Raw genomic sequence first — 19,854 nt, 5'->3', positions numbered from 1 at the left:
TTACGCAAAAAGGTCTTCTGAGTTGAATGTGTCGCACTATAAGTTACAATTCACCAAAACAGTATTTACATGCATTAAATGCTTGACTTAAAAGGCCCGAATGAGTATATTACCTTCTCTTTAATTTTATTGTAAAAACGGACGTTGGTTTTGGAGGAAAAGATTATGTATGCAGTTATTGAAACAGGCGGGAAGCAGTATAAAGCCGATAAAGGCGCACTGCTCAAAATTGAAAAACTGGATGCCGAAGTCGGCAAGCAAGTGGAGCTCGACCGTGTTTTACTGGTCAATGATGATGGAAATGTAACCGTGGGGACACCGGTGGTTGCCGGCGCCAAGGTTGTGGGTGAAGTTATTCGTCAGGGTCGTGCCGCAAAAGTGATCAGCTATAAGTACAAACCGCGCAAGCATTCGGCCACGATTCGGGGTCACCGGCAGTACTATACGCAGATCAAAATCGTCGACGTTGTAACCGGTAAAGCGGGGGATTGACTCATGGCACATAAAAAAGGACAAGGCTCATCATCAAATGGCCGGGATTCCGCAGGCCAGCGGCTGGGATGTAAGCGGTTTAGCGGTCAGATTGTTACGGCAGGCAGTATTCTGGTTCGGCAACGCGGTTCTCGGTTTCGGCCTGGAGAAAATGTCGGACAGGGATCAGATGACACTCTGTTTGCAAAAAAGAGCGGTGTGGTCCATTATGCCGCAGTTAAAGGCCGTCGGTTTATTTCAATCATTGAGACAGTAGTGGGTGAGAAAAAGGTTGCGCAAGCACCCAAAGCTGCGGTGGCTGCTGCACCTGTACCTGTCGCAGCTGCGACACCGATTGAGGCCCCGGCACCGGTGGTTGAGGCTGCGGAGGAATCTGCCGGCGCTTGAGTTTGTGATTTTTTAAAAAGCCCTAAGGTTCCGCCTTAGGGCTTTTTTTATAATGAATTTTTGGGTGTTTCCAAATTTAAAAAGATGTATTGTAAATAAAACAAATCTCTCCGGCGGTAGTCGTATCACGATCGGAATAATTTTTAAAAATTCACGGCCAAAAGTTAGAAGGATAATTTTATGAAAAAAAATCTTTTTGTGGATCAGTCGCAGATCCGGGTTGTGGGTGGCCGCGGCGGCAACGGATCCTCGCATTTTCACCGGGAAAAATTTGTTCCCCTGGGCGGCCCGGATGGCGGTGACGGCGGCAATGGTGGTAACGTGGTTTTTGAGGCACACGAGAGTTTGAAAACTCTGGTTGATTTTACATTTCAAAAAGTTTTTGCCGGTCAGCCCGGGCAGGCAGGTTCCGGGAAAAAGTGTTATGGCAAGCAGGGGAAGGATATTGTGGTGAAGGTCCCCATCGGAACGTTGGTATTAAATTTAAATCGCGAACTGGTGGCGGATATTAATCATCCCGGGCAAAGCGTGGTGATTGCCAAAGGCGGCCGCGGGGGCAGGGGGAATGTCCATTTTGCAACGGCACTCAAACGCGCGCCGTCACTTTCGGAAAAAGGCGAGCCGGGTGAGGAACAGGATTTGATTTTGGAGCTTAAACTTTTGGCGGATGTGGGATTGGTGGGTTTGCCCAATGCGGGGAAGTCAACCCTGCTGTCGGCGGTTTCCGCAGCCCGGCCCAAGATTGCCGATTATCCTTTTACCACGCTGACACCCAATTTAGGTGTGATCAGGATTGATGCAGGCGCCAGTTTTGTATTGGTGGATATTCCCGGATTGATTGAAGGGGCTTCCCAGGGCCTGGGTTTGGGACATGAATTTCTCAGACATGTTGAACGGACGAAGTTGTTGATTCATGTGGTGGATGTGGGGTTTCCTGAGGTGGATCCGGTTGAGGATTTTGAGACCATCAACCGCGAACTGGCATTGTTTAATCCGCGGGTTGCCAAGCGGCCTAAGCTGGTGGCCTTAAACAAAGTTGATTTGGTTGCATCGAAAAAACAGGTGGAGGAACTCAAGGCGCATTTTATGAAGTTGGGGTATGATGTTTTTATTATTTCCGCCGCCATCCGTACCGGGGTTGATTCGTTGATGCAGCAGGCAATGAAATTATTGAAAACGCTGCCGGAAGAGCCTTTGGATGTGCGCATCACACCCAAAGTGATAAGCGGTCCGGTGCCCCGTTTTGTGGTTGAAAAAACCGAACCCGGTGTCTGGCGGGTTCAGGGACGTGAAGTTGAGAAATGGGTGGCTATGACGGATTTTGAAAATGATGAAGCGGTGGATAAATTAAAAAATATTTTTGACCGTATCGGACTTTCCGAAGCCTTCAAGCTTTATCAGGTTCAGGAAGGCGACACCGTCGTGGTGGGCAAGGAAGAATTCCTTTTCAAAGAAGATATGTAATATAATATAAATGATCCGTAGGGGCGAATAATTATTCGCCCCTACTACGATAACAAAAAAGGAATGTTGTTATGCATCGCAGACAGTTGTTGAAGAAAGCCAAGCGCATCGTGGTCAAGATCGGCACAGCCTTGTTAACGTCGCAAACGGGTGTCTTGAACCGGCGATTTATTTCCAAGCTGGCCGGGGAAGTTGCGTGCCTGAACCGGGAGGGGAAAGAAGTTATTTTGGTATCTTCCGGTGCGGTGGGCGCGGGTATGCTGGCAACCGGCACGAAGATGCGTCCGCGAACCATTCCAGCCAAACAAGCGATGGCGGCGATTGGACAGCCGAGATTGATGCAGGCCTATGCTCGGAGTTTTAAGCGGCGGGGCCTGATGACCAGCCAGATACTTTTAACTTCGGAGGATATCAAGCACCGTCAGCGCTATTCCAATGCACGAAATGCCATTTTTGAATTGCTCAGGATGAATGTGGTTCCGATTGTGAATGAAAATGATACGGTTGCAGTTCAGGAAATTAAATTCGGAGATAATGATGAGCTCTCCGCGCAGGTGACCCATCTGGTTGAAGCGGATGCGTTGGTTATTCTGACCGATGTGGACGGGCTGTATACCGATGATCCAATGAAAAATAAAAATGCCGAGCTGATTCACCAAGTGGATCAAATCGGCGCTTTCATCAATCAGACGGTCAAGACAACGTTTTCCAACAATGAATTCGGGACAGGCGGTATGGTCACTAAACTTGAGGCAGCCAAGAAAGTTACCAAGATGGGCGAGGAAATGATTATTGCCAATGGCCGGCGTCGACAGGTGCTGCAGCGGATTATGGCCGGCGAGGAAATCGGAACAATTTTTTTTCCTCACGGAGATAAATTGGCTGCCAAGAAGCGCTGGATTGCTTTTGCATTGAAACCCAAAGGCAAGCTCAAGCTGGATGAGGGCGCAGCCCGGGCAGTGCGGGAGGGCAAAAAAAGTTTGTTGCCCTCCGGGGTTCGTGCTGTTTCAGGAGAGGTTTTTCGTCAGGGCGACTGTGTCGCTTTGTGCGATGAGCGCGGCAGGGTTTTTGCCCAGGGATTGGTTAAATATAGTTTTGCGGAAATCAATCAGCTCAAAGGTTTAAAGAGCAGTGAGATTCAAAAAGTGCTGGGATATAAAAATAGTGATGAAATTATTCACCGGGATGATCTGGTGATGAAGGCCGATGAAATGATGCTGGAAAATGAGTGAAATGGAAGGATTGTTTAGGGGGGGATGAAGATGCGTGAAAAATTAATTGCGATGGCCACCGCAGCGCGGCAGGCGGCCCGGATAGTGTCTGCGGCCGGGGCGGTTTTGAAAAACAATGCCCTGCAGAATATGGCGGATGGTATTGAGAAAAACACTGCAGAGATTCTGGCTGCCAACACCCAGGATCTTGAGGCAGCGAAAATTGCCGGTGTTTCCAGTGTGTTGTTGGACCGGCTTATGCTCAATGAGAAACGAATCCATGAAATGGCGCAAGGACTGCGGGAGATTGCCGAGCTGCCTGATCCGGTCGGAGAAGTGGAACATGAAACAGCAAGGCCCAATGGATTGCGCATCGGGCGTATGCGTGTTCCTATCGGTGTGATCGGAATGGTCTATGAGGCCAGGCCCAATGTCACTGCTGATGCAGCCGGTCTCTGTCTAAAAGCCGGTAATAGCGTTATTCTGCGCGGCGGCAGCGAGGCTGTCCATAGCAATCGGATGATTGGGAAATTTGTTTCGCAGGGATTACAAGCTGCCGGATTACCTGAAGCCGCAGTCCAGGTAGTGGAAACCACAGATCGTCAGGTGGTTGCCGAGCTGTTAACCTTGGATGGTTACATTGACTGTGTGATCCCCCGGGGCGGGAAAAAATTTCTAAATTGGGTTGCCCGGACGGCCAGCGTGCCGGTGATCCGGCATGGTGACGGCAATTGTCATGTCTATCTTGACTCGCCGGTGGATCTGAGTATGGCCGAGGAAATTGCCTTTAATGCCAAAGTACAGCGGCCGGGAGTTTGCAATGCGATGGAAACACTTCTGGTTCATCAGGAAACCGCTTCAAAAGTATTGCCTGAACTGTTTTCGCGTTTGAGCGAAGCCGGTGTGGAATTGCGGGGTTGTGAACGTGCGCGGAAGATACATCCGGCAGTCAAAGCGGCGACAGCGGCGGATTGGGAAACAGAGTATTTGGATTTGATTTTAGCGGTACGGGTGGTGGAAGACTTAGACAGTGCGATCAAGCATATTGCTGATTATGGCAGCGGCCACTCAGAAGCAATTGTCACGGCCGACTATTTGCATGCTGAGCGTTTTTTAAGGGAAGTGGATGCGGCTTCAGTGCTGGTCAATGCATCGACCCGTTTTACGGATGGTGCGCAATTCGGCCTGGGTGCGGAGATAGGTATTTCGACCCAGAAACTACATGCCCGCGGTCCTATGGGTGTCCGGGAATTGACCACACAGAAATTTATTGTACGCGGCCGGGGACAAATCAGAACCTGAGGCTGCCAAAGCAGTTTTGCTGCAAGGTGTTCGGATGGCAGAAGCATGTGTTTGCGGGCATCACGATTAGATCCTGAGTTTGGGAGAAAACGAATGAGGATAGGGGTTTTTGGCGGGACATTTGATCCGATTCATTTCGGTCATCTTCGGGTTGCTCAGGAAGTGACCGAACGGATGACGTTGGACCGCGTTTTATTTATGCCTGCCGGTTGTCCGCCGCACCGGCGGGTGCCTCATGCATCCGCCCGTCACCGTTTTGCCATGACACAGTGCGCAGTTTCGGGCAATCCGAAGTTTGCCGCTTCGGATATTGAACTTACCCGGACCGGGAAGTCCTATACCATTGATACGCTGCAGATTCTGGCGGATAAATATGCCAAGGCCAATCTCTTTTTACTCATCGGTGCGGATCAGTGTGTCAAACTCCACAAATGGTACCGCTCCCTGGAGTTATTTGATTTTTGCCGGGTGGTGGCGATCTCACGACCGGGAAATGATTTACATCAGATTCAGGCGCAATTACGTGATGATTTTCCGCCGGCCATTTTGCGGAAAATATCCTTTCATAAAGTCAGTGCCTTGGAGATATCCTCCACCGAGATACGGAAGGCGGCCCGGCAAAAACGGAGCATCCGTTATCTGGTTCCGAAAAAGGTTCAGGATTACATTATTTATCACCAGCTGTATCAAATTGATGAGAATGTCTGTTAAATCTGCCCTGTCACATCTGTGGGATTTCTAAAAAGCCTAAAGTAAAATAGCGTCTTTCCGTTACTAGGGGTGAAGCAAAATTCTTAAAAGGCGGATGCGACAGCGATGTTTGGAGAGCTCACGAATGTCAGTGTAGGCGGCATGCTCAGATTGCTTTTTGTGTACCATCAAACCGGGCGTTTAAAAGTGCGCGGGGAGGATGGTGAAGGTGAGATTTTTATGGAGCGGGGCATGATTGTCGGCACCAATAAAGCCGCGGGTAAACTCAAAGAGGAGTTGCTCCGCCTGCTGCAGCTGAAAAAGGGACACTTTCATTTTCAGAAGCTGGAAACTTTAACAGTTAAGCAAAAACAGGGAGTGTTTGCTGAGATTGAGAGCAGCATTCTTGAGGCTTCGCGCAGTACTGTTTCGCAAGAAGCTGCTGAATACCTGCCGGGCGATGAAGTGGTCCTGCAGCTGGCGCCGGTGGCTGGGGACCGTCAGATGATGCAGCTCACGTTTTTGCGCGATGAGTGGAATTTGATGACACGGATCAACGGTGAGGACTCCATGTCCATGGTCCGGGAGAAAAGCGGTATTCGAAAAGGGCGCGCCATACAAATTATTTATGGATTGCTTTCTGCGGGCATCATCAGGAAGATCCGCTTTAAAATACCGAAAGTGATTGAGATTGCCACACAGGAATTGGGCAATATGGGAGAAGCGTTGGTCCGTCAGGCGTTCAGGAAACTGCGCATGGACCAAAGCCGGATGCATATGCGTCAATTGATTGATTTGCTTAATGAGCTGGAGCGTAATATCGCACTTTTGCTGGGACCGACACGGGCCAAGACCATTATTGGTTTGATGTGGGAAGGGTCAAAACGCTAAAGCACGGTGAAGAGGTGAAGCGCAATGGAGGATCAAATTTGGGAAGCGTCCAGTTATCTGGTTGCCATTATGGGCAGTATTTTTTTGTGGATTAATTATGCGCTCTTTGGGTTGATCGCCCGGCGTTATGGACAGGTTTTTAATAAAATCACTTACAGCACACTTTTGATTATGGCACCGACAGGGATTTTGGTGTATACCCTCTTTTTGATTTTTAAAGCAACACCGCTGTTGAGTGATCCTAAACTGGCTGAGCTCGCTCAGTGGACGGCCTATCTGGCACTGGTGGCTTCCGGGTTTTTATGTTTGGTCGGTATTGCGCGTTTTGCCAGTGTGTTTGCCAACGTGACGCGGGCACAACCCCAAAGCGGCGGGGCCGGGGAGGAGAAATCATGAATTTTCTTGAAAATTTAGATCACTATCCCCTGGAAGCATTGCCGTATGAAATTGGATTTGTCCTTCTGGCCATTTCGATGATTTGGTATAGTGTGGTGCTAAAAAAAATGGTGGGAATTATTCACGAGAAGCCCATCTGGCTTCTGCCGTTGATTGGCTCGGCATTTTTATTGATTTCAGTCGTGATGCATTCTTTTGCCTATGTGGTTTTATTGCCTCAGATGGATAGTATGGAATCGCTGGATGAGATCACCCGGTTTAGTTCTTTTATTCTGAAATGGCGCGCATGGTCCTTGGCCAGCATTATGGCTGGAGGCGTTTTTTCATTGATCGGCGGCAGTGTGTATTATCGTTGGACGACTCGCTAAGGAGGACGTGATGGAAAAGTTTAAAATTATGGTGGTGGATGATGAACCGGATATTGTTAAGTTGGTGAAGATTTCTCTGGAGATGGCAAACTATGCGGTGGTGGAGGCTTTTTCGGGTGTTGAGGCACTGGAAAAAATCAAAGAAGTCATCCCCGACCTTTTTTTATTGGATATCATGATGCCGGATATGAATGGGTATGAAGTCTGTGAAAAACTCAAAGCGGATGACCGGACCAAAGATGTGCCGGTGGTGATGCTGACCGCCAAAGGACAGAAAGGTGATGCTGAGCAGGGGCTGAAAGTCGGGGCGGATGATTATATCATCAAACCATTTGATCCCTATGAATTGGGTGAACAGATATCGGAGATATTGAGAAAAGAATAACCGGTCAGTCACTGTGTCATTTGTTTTGCACACCTGTTGGAAAACTGTTGAAAAAATTATTCTATTAAGAGCCGCTTGAAATAATCCAGAGTAAAAAAATCCAGACGCAGATAAAAATCCGCGGGCTTACCCGGCACCCGGCATTCGCCCCCGCATACGCGGGGCAAGCTGGGCAAGTAACGCCGGACAAGTACGCCGGGCAGGCTGTCCATCGTGTTCGCGCTAGCACGATAAATATTTTCGGTAATTGTCGGGGGTAGCTTTTTTTAGAAAGCAATCATAAGTGTCCAAATTAAAATATCCGGAGTTCAATCATCCGTGAGGTTGATTTTTACAGGAAAAAACGCACCCCGAATGTTTGGTTGGCAGCCGATCCTGGTCTCGGCATGAGGGGCTCTAGCGTGTGTATACAGTGTCGATTTTTCTGTAGAAATTAACTTCACGGATGATTCAACCACAGGAGCCTGCGTTGCTTTGGACGACAGTAAAAAACAATATACTTTTACAAATATCAGCATCCATAAAAGATTCCGGTGCCCGCAAAAATTCAGTGTACTTATGGTAGTAGGGAACGGTCGCGACCGTTCCCTACTACGACCGTTCCCTACTTACCACCGGATACCTTTTTTCTGGCTTTCAATCAGGTTTTGCCGTGTTTTGTTCAGGTTTTTGGCAGCGTCTTTGTCAGTAGGATTTTCTTTGACTAAATTCTCCCAGCTTCTGACCGCTTCTTTGAGCTTGCCGCTGCGCGAGAGTGAAACCGCTTCTTTGTACATCTTCTGCTGCTTACTCTCCGTTTTCACCACGGTTCTGATTTTGGGTTTTTGGGCTTGCATAATCCGGGAGCGTGCCGCTTGTAAATAGCGATAGACTTGTTTTTGGAGCGGGGTTGTTTTAATAACGGTTTCCCAGTGCTGCACTGCTTTTTTATAGTCCCGCCGGGTATAAGCGGTTAGCCCCAGCCGGTACTCCTGCCGGATTTTTTCCAACATTTTGACATTGGTGGTCAAAGAGAACGTGCCCAATTTGCGGGCCTTTTTTTCAGCCTGAGCATAGAGTGCTTTGGCAATTTGGTTTTTCGGATCGCGTTCCAGCACACGTTGGCATTCGACCATGACATCAATGTAATGTTTTTTGCGCATGAAAGTGTTGGCGGATTTAAGATCACGTGCATTTTCCAGCCGGATGACTTCTTTGTGTGCATGGGCTAATTGTTGTTTTGCTTCTGCATCCTCCGGGTCCCAATCCAGGACTTTTTCCCAGAGTTTGGCGGCTTCATCGAATTGTTGTTTGGCAGCCAGGTTTTCGGCCTCGCGGCGGTATTCCTGGATGATTTTTTCTTTTAATTTGCGGACAACCGCCTGGCGGCGTTTTTCTTCATTGGCAACACGGTGTGCTTTACGGGTTTCTATATCATGACCAAAAGCAAAGGATAGGGTTGCCAAATGACGCATGCCGATTGCCGGGAAACTGACCGCATAGTCAAGCGTGATTCCGAGATAGGTGACACCCAGACCGGTTGAAAAATATTCATGATCCCATCCGCCGCGCAAAGAAAAAATGGTGTAGAGGGTGTATTCCATACCTGCATGCCAACGAATATCCGAGCGCTCCGGTTTTTCCGCTTCCACATGAAGTTTCAGTTGGTCGGGGAAATCAGGGATTAACTCCATTGAAGCGCCTCCCCCGAGGCGATAGACAGCGAAAAGTCGATCGGTTTCATCTTTGAGCCGGATCATGGGTGAAATCGCATTGCGGCAGGAAACTCCCAGCCGGATTTCTTTGAGCGGGTTGGATGTGATCGGTTGTTTGAATAAAATACCGGCATCCATGCCGGGTGCTGTTCCGACCCTGCCGTCAAGCCGCAGATCATGAATTCGTAAAGCGGCACCCAGTGCGACCGGGCCCCAGATGTTATAACCATAGGCAGCTAGAAGCTGCTGCTCGATCATACCGAAATTCCCGCTGGGAAGATTTGCGGTATCCCGCCGTTCGATACCCCCGACTTCCAGACGGGCAAGGGTCACGGAGGCGGAACCCCAATCCAGCGTGGGGTAAACAAACCCCAGACTTTCATGCAGGGCATCACCAAAAAGGGAGGCGTGCTGCAATGAGGCGGTTATCTTCGGCACAAAGCCCAAGGCCCCGGGATTCCAATTGGCGGTAAAACCGGAATCAGAAAAAGTAACCCCGGCTTGCCCCATGGCAACTGCACGCGCGCCGGTTCCTAAGTAAAGGGCGGAGTCGCTTCCGGCATCATGCGCGCTCTGTGCAATCAGCGGCATGCCCAGGAGACAGACCAGGCAGATAATCGGAAGCAGGTTTTCGCGCCGCATCATTTCACCACCGCGATTTTTCGAATTTGGATAATCGGTTCGCCTTGGGTGACAGGGACAGACTCAATCCTCAGGAGATAGACCCCGTTTTTAACCGCAGACCCGGTGGCGGTCCGGCCATTCCAAATCAGGATCTGCTCACCGGCGGACTGATAATCTCCTTTGGCCAGGGTTTGTACTTGGTCTCCGGTCAGCGTATAAATATGTGCTGTAACCGAAGACGTATCATTGAGGTAATAAGCAATCCGGGTGACGGTTCTGCCGGCGGCAAAGGGATTAGGATAATTAGAGAGACGCAGCCGGCCCTCGCCGCCGCCTAAGGTTGCAGTATTACTTTGCATGGGCCACAAGCCTGCCACGAAAACCGGACGGGTAAGATCCGAGGGCTGGGTGACAGTAAAGGCCGTGTTGTCTGTTATACCGATTCTCAGTGTTTGTGATTGCGGTTTATCCGCCAAACCAATACCCAGAGAAATGATTACGTTTTCGAACGGCGCAATGGTAATGTCCGGCAAAGCAATGAAAAGGTGAGAACCACCGGGCATGGCGGTCACTTCAGTCAGCGTTGCTCCCAAGCTGTTGCGCGCATAAAGCGCTGTGCAATTTTGCGAAAATGCCACGGCCGTCCCGGTGCGATCTTGTGCAGTGAGGGTGATCCCCTGCACAACAAGGCTGCCCACGTCGGTTGGGCCGGGATGTGAGAAGGTCAGCGCGAGCATGGATGCGCGCTGGTTGGGATAGAGTGTGGTCGGGGACTGTGAACGACTGCTGACTTGGAACGAACTGGCGATCCGGACGGTATTGGAAAACATAGGAAATGGATCTGAGGCAAATGCGGCAGAGACAGGTACCGGGAAAATCGTATTGGCATCCTGTGCGATTACACCGGCCGAGCCTGCGAGGGAGAGCCGAAATTCAACGGCCATAGCATCCGGCAGGATATCCGCCAAGACAGTGACCGTCAGTGGCTGGTAAACCGGTACGGAGGCATAGCTGTTACTTAAGGTGATGGTGACCAGGCTGCCGGTGTTTGGAATCGAAGTTGTTTCACCATAAAGGATGCCACCGGATATGGCCACACGGGAGAAGACGTCAGATGGTGTAAGTGGATCACCATCACCGTCAGTAACAGCTAAAGAAAGATGGGTTATATCGACCCGCGAGGTGCGTGTATTGCCTGGGTTGATAAAAGTTAAATTTATGGGATTGACATTGGTCTGGCCCTTTAGGACTACCGTATCGGTGACCAGCATGGGTGTGTGGTAGGTGTTAAGGTTAGTTGCTGAGAAGAAAATCTGGAAAAGTCCGGTCTGCATAGGGAAGGCATCCCCGCTCGCCGAAGTGATACTGACCGGTTTGCGTGTATAGGCATCAATCGCATCCAGCTGACTGTTTGTGTTAAGTGCGAGTGAAAATTCGGATACCACCGTAGCAGTATTGGTGCTGACCGTGGCGAATAGCTCCAATTCCAGATCGGCCATTGCGGTGACAGAAACAGACAGGGGAATAAAAATACCTGCGGGTGCGGAGGGTATGCCCGTGACGGCGGCCAGCACCACCTGGGTAGTTTTGTTTCGCAGACCGATGCTTTCCAACGCGGTGGCCGGTGCCAGGGTAGCACCCAGTGAGTCCTTGACCGTGATGGTGACACCGCTTACGAATACCGGTCCGGTAAACGGTGTGCCGGTATTGTGCAGGGTAAAATCAATCGGATAAAACGTCTGTCCGCTGGAGAGTTGGGAAAACGATTTGGGCGTATCACTCACTTCGAGACCGGTTGCCGGCAGATAAGGTGTGATGCGCATAAAAGCTGTTGGGTCGGATTCCGGGTAATCCGGATAAAAATCCGGCGCGGGTGTATTTGGCGGCTGCCACTCCGCAGGCGAGGCATTGGATTCAAACGCCATGGATTGTTCGAAAATATGAAACGCAATAATCGCATTGGCGGTCGGCGTTGCTGTGATATCCACCGTAATGTAAATGGCACTGCCGTTTTGGACAAACAAATTGAGCGCCATGTCATACCAGACCCAGGGGTCCATACTGTCATCAGTTAATATTTTGACAAATTGAGCAGTTGATGTGCTAAAGCTGCCTGAGTCCACAGCCACATACCAGAGCCGGACAGAATTCGTGACAATATCTGTGGTATTGGAGGCATAAGGGCTGTACCAGTCATTTCGGATGCCGATCATCTGGAGGGTATCGCCTGAGGCATCAGCCGTAATTGTGATTTTCATGGCAACATTGAATTGCGAGGAAGCGGCAAACCATTGATCGCTCGTGGAAACCAGAATCGGTTCAGCGTGAATGATATCTGCAAAACCGGTTTGCGGCACCGCAGGGACGAAGAACAGCAGCAATGTCAGTGTGCGTAAAATTGATTTCATAAACCTGTTCCTTGTACTTGGTGAAATACTTGGAAAGTATCGGAACGGCAGAAAGAAACTTAACAGAAAAACAGCAAGTGATACATCTCGTCTCGTTTTTAATATGTTAATCGCGAATTCACAGCGGATTGGTGCCAGCCACTTTTGGTGATTCGGTGTGGGAATTTGAACAAATAGTATTTGTATTAGGTGGAACCGATTGCGTGTGCGAAAAGTCTACTATTTGGGGTAGTAATAACTTTTGGCTATAAGTAATTTGTAATATAATTAGAAAAGAATTATGTGAGAAAACAGGATATATGCTTTATAAAGTTTAATCTTTAAATCAAGTAATTTAAAGTAAAAATATGCTAGGTGAGGACAGCGATAGGTACGAGTTTAAGGGGGAACAATAATATGTCAAAATATTTGACAAAACAGTTTGTTATTGATATACTCGGTATTGTAAGGTGGCTTATAAAAGCTATTGAGGGTTTTGATAGGTGCTTGTATAAATTGAAGCGAATCCTTCAAAAGACAGGGAGTGATGCTATGCGCTCAATCGGTGAAGTTGCGCGTCTCATAAATGTACATACTCAGACGGTGAGAAACTGGGAAAAGAAAGGACTTATCTTGCCCAATCGCATCGGCCAGGTGCGAATTTTTTCTACCTTTGATGTTCAGCGTTGCCAGCAGATTAAGAAATATTCAGGCCGCGGCATTCATGCCGAAGGGATTCGCGAGCTGCTCAGAATTAACGGACAGTCGCTCAAGGAAAATAAGGGGGAAGCATGAAACTAAAAAATTACATGGAAGATGCTGTGAAACATGTTTTGGATGAAATGCTGGAAAAACGTATGCCCGATGTTTGTAAATGCAGCCGTTGTCGTCTGGATATTAGCGCGTATGCCTTGAATCATTTGCCTTCGAAATATGTTGTGACCGATCTCGGTCATACGTTTACACGCGTGGCTGAGATGCAGCAGCAATTTAGCGCGGATATTGTGGTGGCAATTAGTAAAGGGATTAAACAGGTCGAAAAAAAACCCAGACATTAGGAGTGTGAGCGACTAAATGCTCAAGCTCCGGGTTTTTAGCTGAAGGTTACCGAAGGAGGTTCGGTGGTGGCGTATTGCGTTCCGCCACAATTAGGGGGGAAAATTGCGTTGCGGATATGGGGAGCCGTGTTGGGCCTCGTGATGTCTTCTGCCGGCGTGATGGCGTCCTACGCTCCGGCCCCGTCCGAGAGTATTCTTGCGTGGGATCCTGTGGCACAGGAATTTGTTGTGCGTATGGCGGTTTCGCCCACTGTTGAAGAGGGTGTTGGCGCCTCTGTGGCAGCTGCCTTGGCAAAATTATCCGTGATGACTTCCCAATCTCCTCAGCGGGTACGCGCTGTCAGTGCCGCGGCAGTGGAACAGCAATTGTTCCGGAAGAATTTTCAACCCAAGATAGGGAAATTGAAGCCCGGCCGGCGTGTATATTTGGAATACGTGTATAAAAATCTCGAACAGAAAAAAGGCAATCAAAAAGGTCTGCTTACACCCGCCCGGGGGCATGATTGGGCAACCCTCACCCAACAAAATAAATTAGATCAGCATCAGATTGAACTTACACTGAACAATAAGCTGGACAAGGAGTGGTACCGTCTCTCAGCGGAAATTCCTGCGGGATACGGTATTCGTAAAATTGTCCGTCAGGACGGATTGCTTATTGCCAATCGCGGACATACGGATCGTGTGACCGGTGTGATGGTGGATGAAAATATTGTTTGGTATCAAGAAGGCAATCGAGTCGTGTTTTATGATGATCCCATATCCGGATATACAATTGTACTGATTCCGCCGGGGCCCAGCAATTCAGTCCTGGTTGAGATCGCGGATAATACAAACAATAATCAGGCAGGTCAATTAAGCGCAATTTGTTATCCTTACAACGGCGGAACACCCAGTTCGGCATCGGATCATATCGGACGTAATGGTGATAATCTGGGTAATAATATCGATACCCAGGCCGGCGGAAAAACCGCTCTTCGCTTGACCGCTACTGGTTTGACACGTCAGTATGGCCATTATTATCGGAGCGGGTTCTGGAACCGTATTACCGGCAGTAATGGCCGTTTTGCCGAGCAGAGCCGGACCTATTACCAGGTTAATACCACACCGGACGGGACCTTGGAATCGGTGATCGTGACAGATATGAACCTACCGGTCGGCGCACCCATTGGCGTCTCAATTACACAAAAAATTATTATTCGCGGCAATCAGAAATGGTTTGCCGGTATTTATTATATTCAAAATTTGAGCGGCACCACTTCAGCGACCAATCTCCGGTTTTTTCAGGGTCAGGACTGGAATTTTAATGGCAGTTGGAGCGGGGATAATTGTGCTTATGATGCGGGTAATGATACAGTATATGGCTTTAAACCCACTGGCAGCCCTATTTCTTACGGTGGTTTTTCAGGTTTTGATGCATCCGCTGTGCATGATACCAATCAATATATTACGATTTGGAACCGGATCCGCCTCAATACGCTTGCCAATGGAAATAATTATAGTGGAGACGCAGGGATCGCTTTAGCTTGGGATCGCGCGACCTTGGCGCCCGGAGATACTTGGGCTGTGCCCATTATCTGGGCTTATGGGAATACTGCCACCGGGACCGCTGTGCAGGATATGCAGGATGGTATTGATTATGGGAAGTCCATTTTGCATGATGTCGGCATCCATGAAATCACCGCACCGGCCGATGCCCGGATTTACAATCCCGGTGTGACGCCTTTCATTGATTTTGACGCCACAGCGGCTTTGTATGGCATGCAGGATTTTTACGGACTGCCGGTGCATATTTCAGTCTCTGCTTCTGCGCTGGGATACTATAACGATGCCTCCTTTACTGCGGTCAATCTGGTAGTGCCGACCGCAGAGACCGCTGATGTGACGTGTTCGTATGATATCTCAGGATTATCCGCCGGGACTTATACCGCAAAAATTTACACCGACATGGACAGTGATACATCTTATACGGATTCCAACCCTAACAATAATTATAAAACCGTGACGTTTATTATCAGCGGTTTTTCCATGGAGCCGGATGGAGCTGCCACGGTCAATCAAAGTGCTACAGAGTATTACGGGGTTTCTTTGACCAGCAGCGCGGTCACGGATTATTTTGATATCAATGCCGGTGTTTCTTCCGAAGGCTGGGCGACCCGGCTTTTAACCTATCCGGCCGGGGTAACGATTGCAGCCGATGTGGATGGCAACGGCGCGTGGGAAAGTATTACTTCAGGATATGATAATAATGCCAATGGTGAGCCGGATGTCAATGTGGTTTCCGGAACTCCAACGTTTATTCTGGTTGCCAAGAGCGTTCCTGTGGATGCCGAATGGGGTGTGACAGATACGACCCTGGTGACTGCGGACCAGCATACCGGCGGTTTGACCGGCCATGCTGTATTTACCACGACCAGCACTTATCCAACAGCGGTCACCAAGACCTTGTATCTGCATTCCAGTGCGGAAAGCTATGCGCTTAATACGGTCACGGATACCAATGCCACCGGGACCCATACGCAGATCAACCGGTTCGCCCAACAGTCCTGGAGTATGAATCCGGTCATGGCAGCGGATTTTTGGATTGCGTCCAATGTTTCCATTCCGCTGGTGGTAAGTACGAATAATGTCTCTATGGATGTGACCGCAACATTATTGTATACCGATGGGATTGACTCGACCATCATTGGGGAAAATACCATTGCCGCCATTCAGGTGCCTAACGGTACGCCGGCCACCCGTACGTTTACCATCACAGTTACCAATCCGGTCACGGTTCCGGCAGGCAATAAGCTGGTTTTGCGTATCACCAATTTGGGGAATAACAACAGCTATGTGCGCGTTTACCATTCCACCACGCAGCGGTCCCGGATTAATCTCTCGACTACTACATTCATCGAGGTGGATAGCATTCAATTGTTTGATGCATCCGGCAATACACGGTCGTCACTGGTGACCGGCAGTAATGCCTCTTTTGGTGCTTTGGTGAGTGATCCGCTGGGAGCGTATGATATCACCAGTGCGTCCATCATTCTGGTGGATGCCGGCGGCACCACCCGTGTCAATGCAGCGGCCATGACGCTTTTGGAAACCGACTCGAGCTCACCCGCGTTTTGGAAATGGTTTGAGTACGCCTATAGTGTGCCGGCGACCCCGACCGGAACCTGGACCGCTTTTGTGACGGCATTGGAAAGCAATGGCGTGACCCAGGAGCGGCTTTTCGAATTTGAGGTACAGGGTCCGGATTATGTCGCCCTTTTCCCGATTGTTTCTGAACAACCGGTGAATGGCACGCGGGATTTAATTGCGCAGGTTTTTGATGCCTTGGGAAATTCCATGTCAACGGTCCAGTCTTTTTCATTGACCGCAACCGGTTCGGCGGTATTTACCGCGCCGGTCGCAGGCAATCCGATTACGGTATCCTCCGGCAGTGATGGTTCGGTCCAGGTAACCCTCACCGATGGTGTTCCCCAATCTGTTACGATCACGGCCGGTCATGCCTGGGGAACGGCCGGTAATGATGAATCCGCGCTCACAACGTTTAATGCGCCGCTTTATGCAATTGTTTCACCGGATGATGGCGCAGCAGCGGTTGGGGCAGGCGGTCCGGGGGAAAATGTAACCATTCAATTGTATGATTATACGGGTACGCCGACAGGTATTGCCCGGTGGGTAACCATCACGGCCGGTGATTCTGCGTACTTTGTATCTGTGCCGGGTGGTTGGACCAATCTGGGGGCGACGGCCTATGGTTTCACCAACAGCAGCGGTCAGGCGGTCCTCAATGTACGTGATTTGGTTGCCGAAACCGTCAGTATTACGCCGGATACCGGGGAATGGGGAAATCATACGTTGGATATGGCTGGAACGGTAGTATTTACTGCCGGGGGTGCGGATCATATTGTTTTAAATGATCCGACCGGAACGTTGGTGACAGCAGGCGGCACCCGGGTTTTGAATATCCAGGTGGTGGATGCGGATGGCAACAATGTTTCCAGTGCTGAGGCGATTAGTGTGAGTGTAAATGGTAGTGCGGTTTTTTCTGTCACATCTTTAACCGGCGCAGCGGGTATTGGTACGAATACGGTTACCGGAACCACGGCAGCCAACGGTTCAGCCACGATCACGGTGACAGATCAAACGGCTGAGACAGTTCAGGCGATGCCTGATTCCGTCACGTTGTCAGGTTCAACCGCAATGCCGGACCGGGATATCGGCGATACAATTACGTTTATTTCCGGTGTGCCGGACCATGTTATCGTCGCGCCGCCGCTGCAGTTTATGCTGACCGGCGATCCGGCGCTCGTCACACTCCAGATTGTGGACCAGTATGGTAATGTGACTTCGTCGGCGGGTACGCTTTCCGCTTTGACCAATGGGACGGCGATGTTTATTGATACAACTCTCACCGGGCACGGCGCTTATGGTTTGCAAAGTGTAACCGGTGTAGCGGATGCCGATGGCTGGGCCAATCTGACATTACACAATGACGATCCGCAGCCCAATACCGTAACTGCCAGCAATAGTGGTTTTGCCAATATTGTTGCGGATGTACCGGCGCTTATTATATGGAGCAATAATCCGCCGACCCCGACATTTACCTATACTGCGACCGCGACGCCTACGCTGACACCCACTTCGACGGTCACGCATACGCCAACCATGACGCCGACGTATACCATCACACCTTCTGCGACTCCGACGGCAACGCCGACAGCAACGCCGACATTTACCGCCACGCCCACGGTGACACCGACCTATACTGCGACCCCGACGGCAACGTCGACGCATACACTCACGAATACACCGACGTATACTGCGACACCCACGCATACACAGACAAGTACACCGACGTACACCGCAACGCCGACGCATACACCTACGAGTACGCCGACCTACACCGCGACACCGACACATACACCCACAAGCACACCGACGTATACCGCAACACCCACGCATACACCCACGAGCACACCGACGTACACCGCAACGCCAACGCATACACCCACGAGCACGCCGACCTATACCGCAACACCGACACATACACCGACGAGCACACCGACGTACACCGCAACACCAACGCATACACCAACGAGTACACCGACGTACACCGCGACACCGACACATACACCGACGAGCACACCGACGTACACCGCAACACCGACACATACACCGACGAGCACGCCGACGTATACAGCGACACCCACGCATACACCCACAAGTACGCCGACGTACACCGCAACACCAACGCATACACCCACGAGCACGCCGACCTACACCGCGACACCCACACATACACCCACAAGCACGCCGACGTACACCGCAACGCCAACGCATACACCCACAAGCACACCGACGTACACCACAACGCCGACACATACACCGACAAGTACGCCGACGTATACAGCGACACCCACGCATACACCAACAAGTACACCGACGTACACCGCGACACAAACACATACACTAACAAGTACACCGACGTACACAGCAACATCAACATATACACCAACAAGTACGCCGACCTATACCGCGACACCAACACATACACCAACAAGTACACCGACCTATACCGCGACCCCGACCGCCACGCCGACATTTACCGCCACCCCAACCGGGACATCTACATTTACCGCGACCCCGACCATGACGCCGACATTTACGGCAACGCCAACCGCGACGTCAACGTATACCGCCACCCCAACCGGGACACCGACGTATACTGCAACTTCGACGGTGACATCAACCTATACTGCCACATTGACCTATACCGTGACGCAGACAACCACGCCGACGTATACCGCGACCCCGACCGGGACACCGACATTTACCGCGACCCCGACCATGACGCCGACATTTACGGCAACGCCAACTGCGACGTCGACGTATACCGCCACCCCAACCGGGACACCGACGTATACTGCAACTTCGACGGTGACATTAACCTATACTGCCACATCGACCTATACCGTGACGCAGACAACCACGCCGACGGACACGCCTACCTATACGGTGACCCCGACAGCCACACCAACGTTTACGGCGACACCCACTGCGACCCCAACCTATACCGTCACATCAACCTACACTGTGACGCAGACAACGACCCCGACGTTTACACCAACGCATACAGTTACCCCGACAGATACCCCGACCTATACGGCCACACCGACCTTTACTGCCACACCCACAGCGAGCCCGACCTATACTGTGACGCAGACGGATACCCCGACATTTACCGCAACACCAACATTGACTGCGACCCCAACCTATACGGCCACACCAAGTATTACCCAAACCGCTACAATTACGCCGACATTCACGCCGGTGATTTTTACATGGACAGTAACGCCAACCTATACGGCGACGCCGACCGCGACGCCGACCAGCACGTGTACATCGACCTTCACGGTAACACTAACTGCGACCCCGACGTTTACAGCGACGCCAACTGCGACGTCGACGTTTACCTCAACGCCAACCGGAACGCCGACGTATACCGCGACCC

At 50.4% G+C, this 19,854-nt stretch carries 15 protein-coding genes; 13 read left to right on the top strand and 2 right to left on the bottom strand.

What is annotated here, in order from left to right:
- Positions 1 to 165 precede the first annotated feature (165 nt).
- From rplU to K8S19_09950, 10 genes are all read left to right on the top strand, one after another.
- Positions 166 to 492 carry a 50S ribosomal protein L21 gene (rplU, locus tag K8S19_09995; protein MCD4814005.1) on the top strand — a complete coding sequence of 109 codons (327 nt, stop codon included), beginning with the start codon at positions 166 to 168 and terminating at the stop codon, positions 490 to 492.
- Between the two features lie 3 nt (positions 493 to 495).
- A complete protein-coding gene (rpmA, locus tag K8S19_09990; protein MCD4814004.1) occupies positions 496 to 879 on the top strand; it encodes a 50S ribosomal protein L27 in 384 nt (127 codons plus the stop codon).
- A 180-nt stretch (positions 880 to 1,059) separates the two neighbouring features.
- Positions 1,060 to 2,343, top strand: coding sequence for a GTPase ObgE (gene obgE, locus K8S19_09985; protein ID MCD4814003.1), 1,284 nt, complete (start codon positions 1,060 to 1,062; stop codon positions 2,341 to 2,343).
- A gap of 71 nt (positions 2,344 to 2,414) precedes the next feature.
- On the top strand, positions 2,415 to 3,575 hold the full coding sequence (gene proB, locus K8S19_09980) for a glutamate 5-kinase (protein ID MCD4814002.1): 1,161 nt from the start codon (positions 2,415 to 2,417) through the stop codon (positions 3,573 to 3,575).
- A gap of 24 nt (positions 3,576 to 3,599) precedes the next feature.
- Positions 3,600 to 4,856: a glutamate-5-semialdehyde dehydrogenase gene (locus tag K8S19_09975; protein MCD4814001.1), complete on the top strand. Its 1,257-nt coding sequence runs from the start codon at positions 3,600 to 3,602 to the stop codon at positions 4,854 to 4,856.
- A 93-nt stretch (positions 4,857 to 4,949) separates the two neighbouring features.
- Positions 4,950 to 5,567, top strand: coding sequence for a nicotinate-nucleotide adenylyltransferase (gene nadD / locus K8S19_09970; GenBank protein ID MCD4814000.1), 618 nt, complete (start codon positions 4,950 to 4,952; stop codon positions 5,565 to 5,567).
- 105 nt (positions 5,568 to 5,672) lie between these two features.
- On the top strand, positions 5,673 to 6,437 hold the full coding sequence (locus K8S19_09965; GenBank protein MCD4813999.1) for a DUF4388 domain-containing protein: 765 nt from the start codon (positions 5,673 to 5,675) through the stop codon (positions 6,435 to 6,437).
- Between the two features lie 24 nt (positions 6,438 to 6,461).
- A complete protein-coding gene (locus K8S19_09960; protein MCD4813998.1) occupies positions 6,462 to 6,833 on the top strand; it encodes a hypothetical protein in 372 nt (123 codons plus the stop codon).
- Positions 6,830 to 7,201: a hypothetical protein gene (locus tag K8S19_09955; GenBank protein ID MCD4813997.1), complete on the top strand. Its 372-nt coding sequence runs from the start codon at positions 6,830 to 6,832 to the stop codon at positions 7,199 to 7,201. The genes K8S19_09960 and K8S19_09955 overlap by 4 nt, the downstream gene beginning before the upstream one ends.
- Positions 7,202 to 7,211: 10 nt before the next feature.
- The gene (locus K8S19_09950) at positions 7,212 to 7,586 is read left to right on the top strand and encodes a response regulator (protein MCD4813996.1); all 375 of its coding nucleotides are present in this window, start codon (positions 7,212 to 7,214) and stop codon (positions 7,584 to 7,586) included.
- A 608-nt stretch (positions 7,587 to 8,194) separates the two neighbouring features.
- Here the strand turns inward: K8S19_09950 and K8S19_09945 are convergent.
- Together K8S19_09945 and K8S19_09940 are read right to left on the bottom strand one after the other, a co-directional pair.
- On the bottom strand, positions 8,195 to 9,925 hold the full coding sequence (locus tag K8S19_09945; protein MCD4813995.1) for a PorV/PorQ family protein: 1,731 nt from the start codon (positions 9,923 to 9,925) through the stop codon (positions 8,195 to 8,197).
- Complete coding sequence (locus K8S19_09940) at positions 9,922 to 12,312, bottom strand: hypothetical protein (GenBank protein MCD4813994.1); 2,391 nt, start codon at positions 12,310 to 12,312, stop codon at positions 9,922 to 9,924. The genes K8S19_09945 and K8S19_09940 overlap by 4 nt, the downstream gene beginning before the upstream one ends.
- A 531-nt stretch (positions 12,313 to 12,843) precedes the next feature.
- Between K8S19_09940 and K8S19_09935 the strand changes: the two genes are divergently transcribed.
- The 3 genes from K8S19_09935 to K8S19_09925 form a co-directional block, all read left to right on the top strand.
- Positions 12,844 to 13,086, top strand: coding sequence for a MerR family transcriptional regulator (locus K8S19_09935; GenBank protein ID MCD4813993.1), 243 nt, complete (start codon positions 12,844 to 12,846; stop codon positions 13,084 to 13,086).
- Positions 13,083 to 13,349, top strand: a complete 267-nt coding sequence (locus tag K8S19_09930; GenBank protein MCD4813992.1) for a late competence development ComFB family protein — start codon at positions 13,083 to 13,085, stop codon at positions 13,347 to 13,349. The genes K8S19_09935 and K8S19_09930 overlap by 4 nt, the downstream gene beginning before the upstream one ends.
- A 66-nt stretch (positions 13,350 to 13,415) precedes the next feature.
- On the top strand, positions 13,416 to 19,854 hold a 6,439-nt coding region (locus K8S19_09925; GenBank protein MCD4813991.1), incomplete at its 3' end, for a hypothetical protein.

The sequence above is a fragment of the bacterium genome (genome assembly GCA_021108215.1).
Classification (GTDB): Bacteria; Oederibacteriota; JAAXVQ01; order JAAXVQ01; family JAUVAV01; genus JAIORK01.
This window is presented reverse-complemented; position numbering and strand designations above follow the sequence as displayed.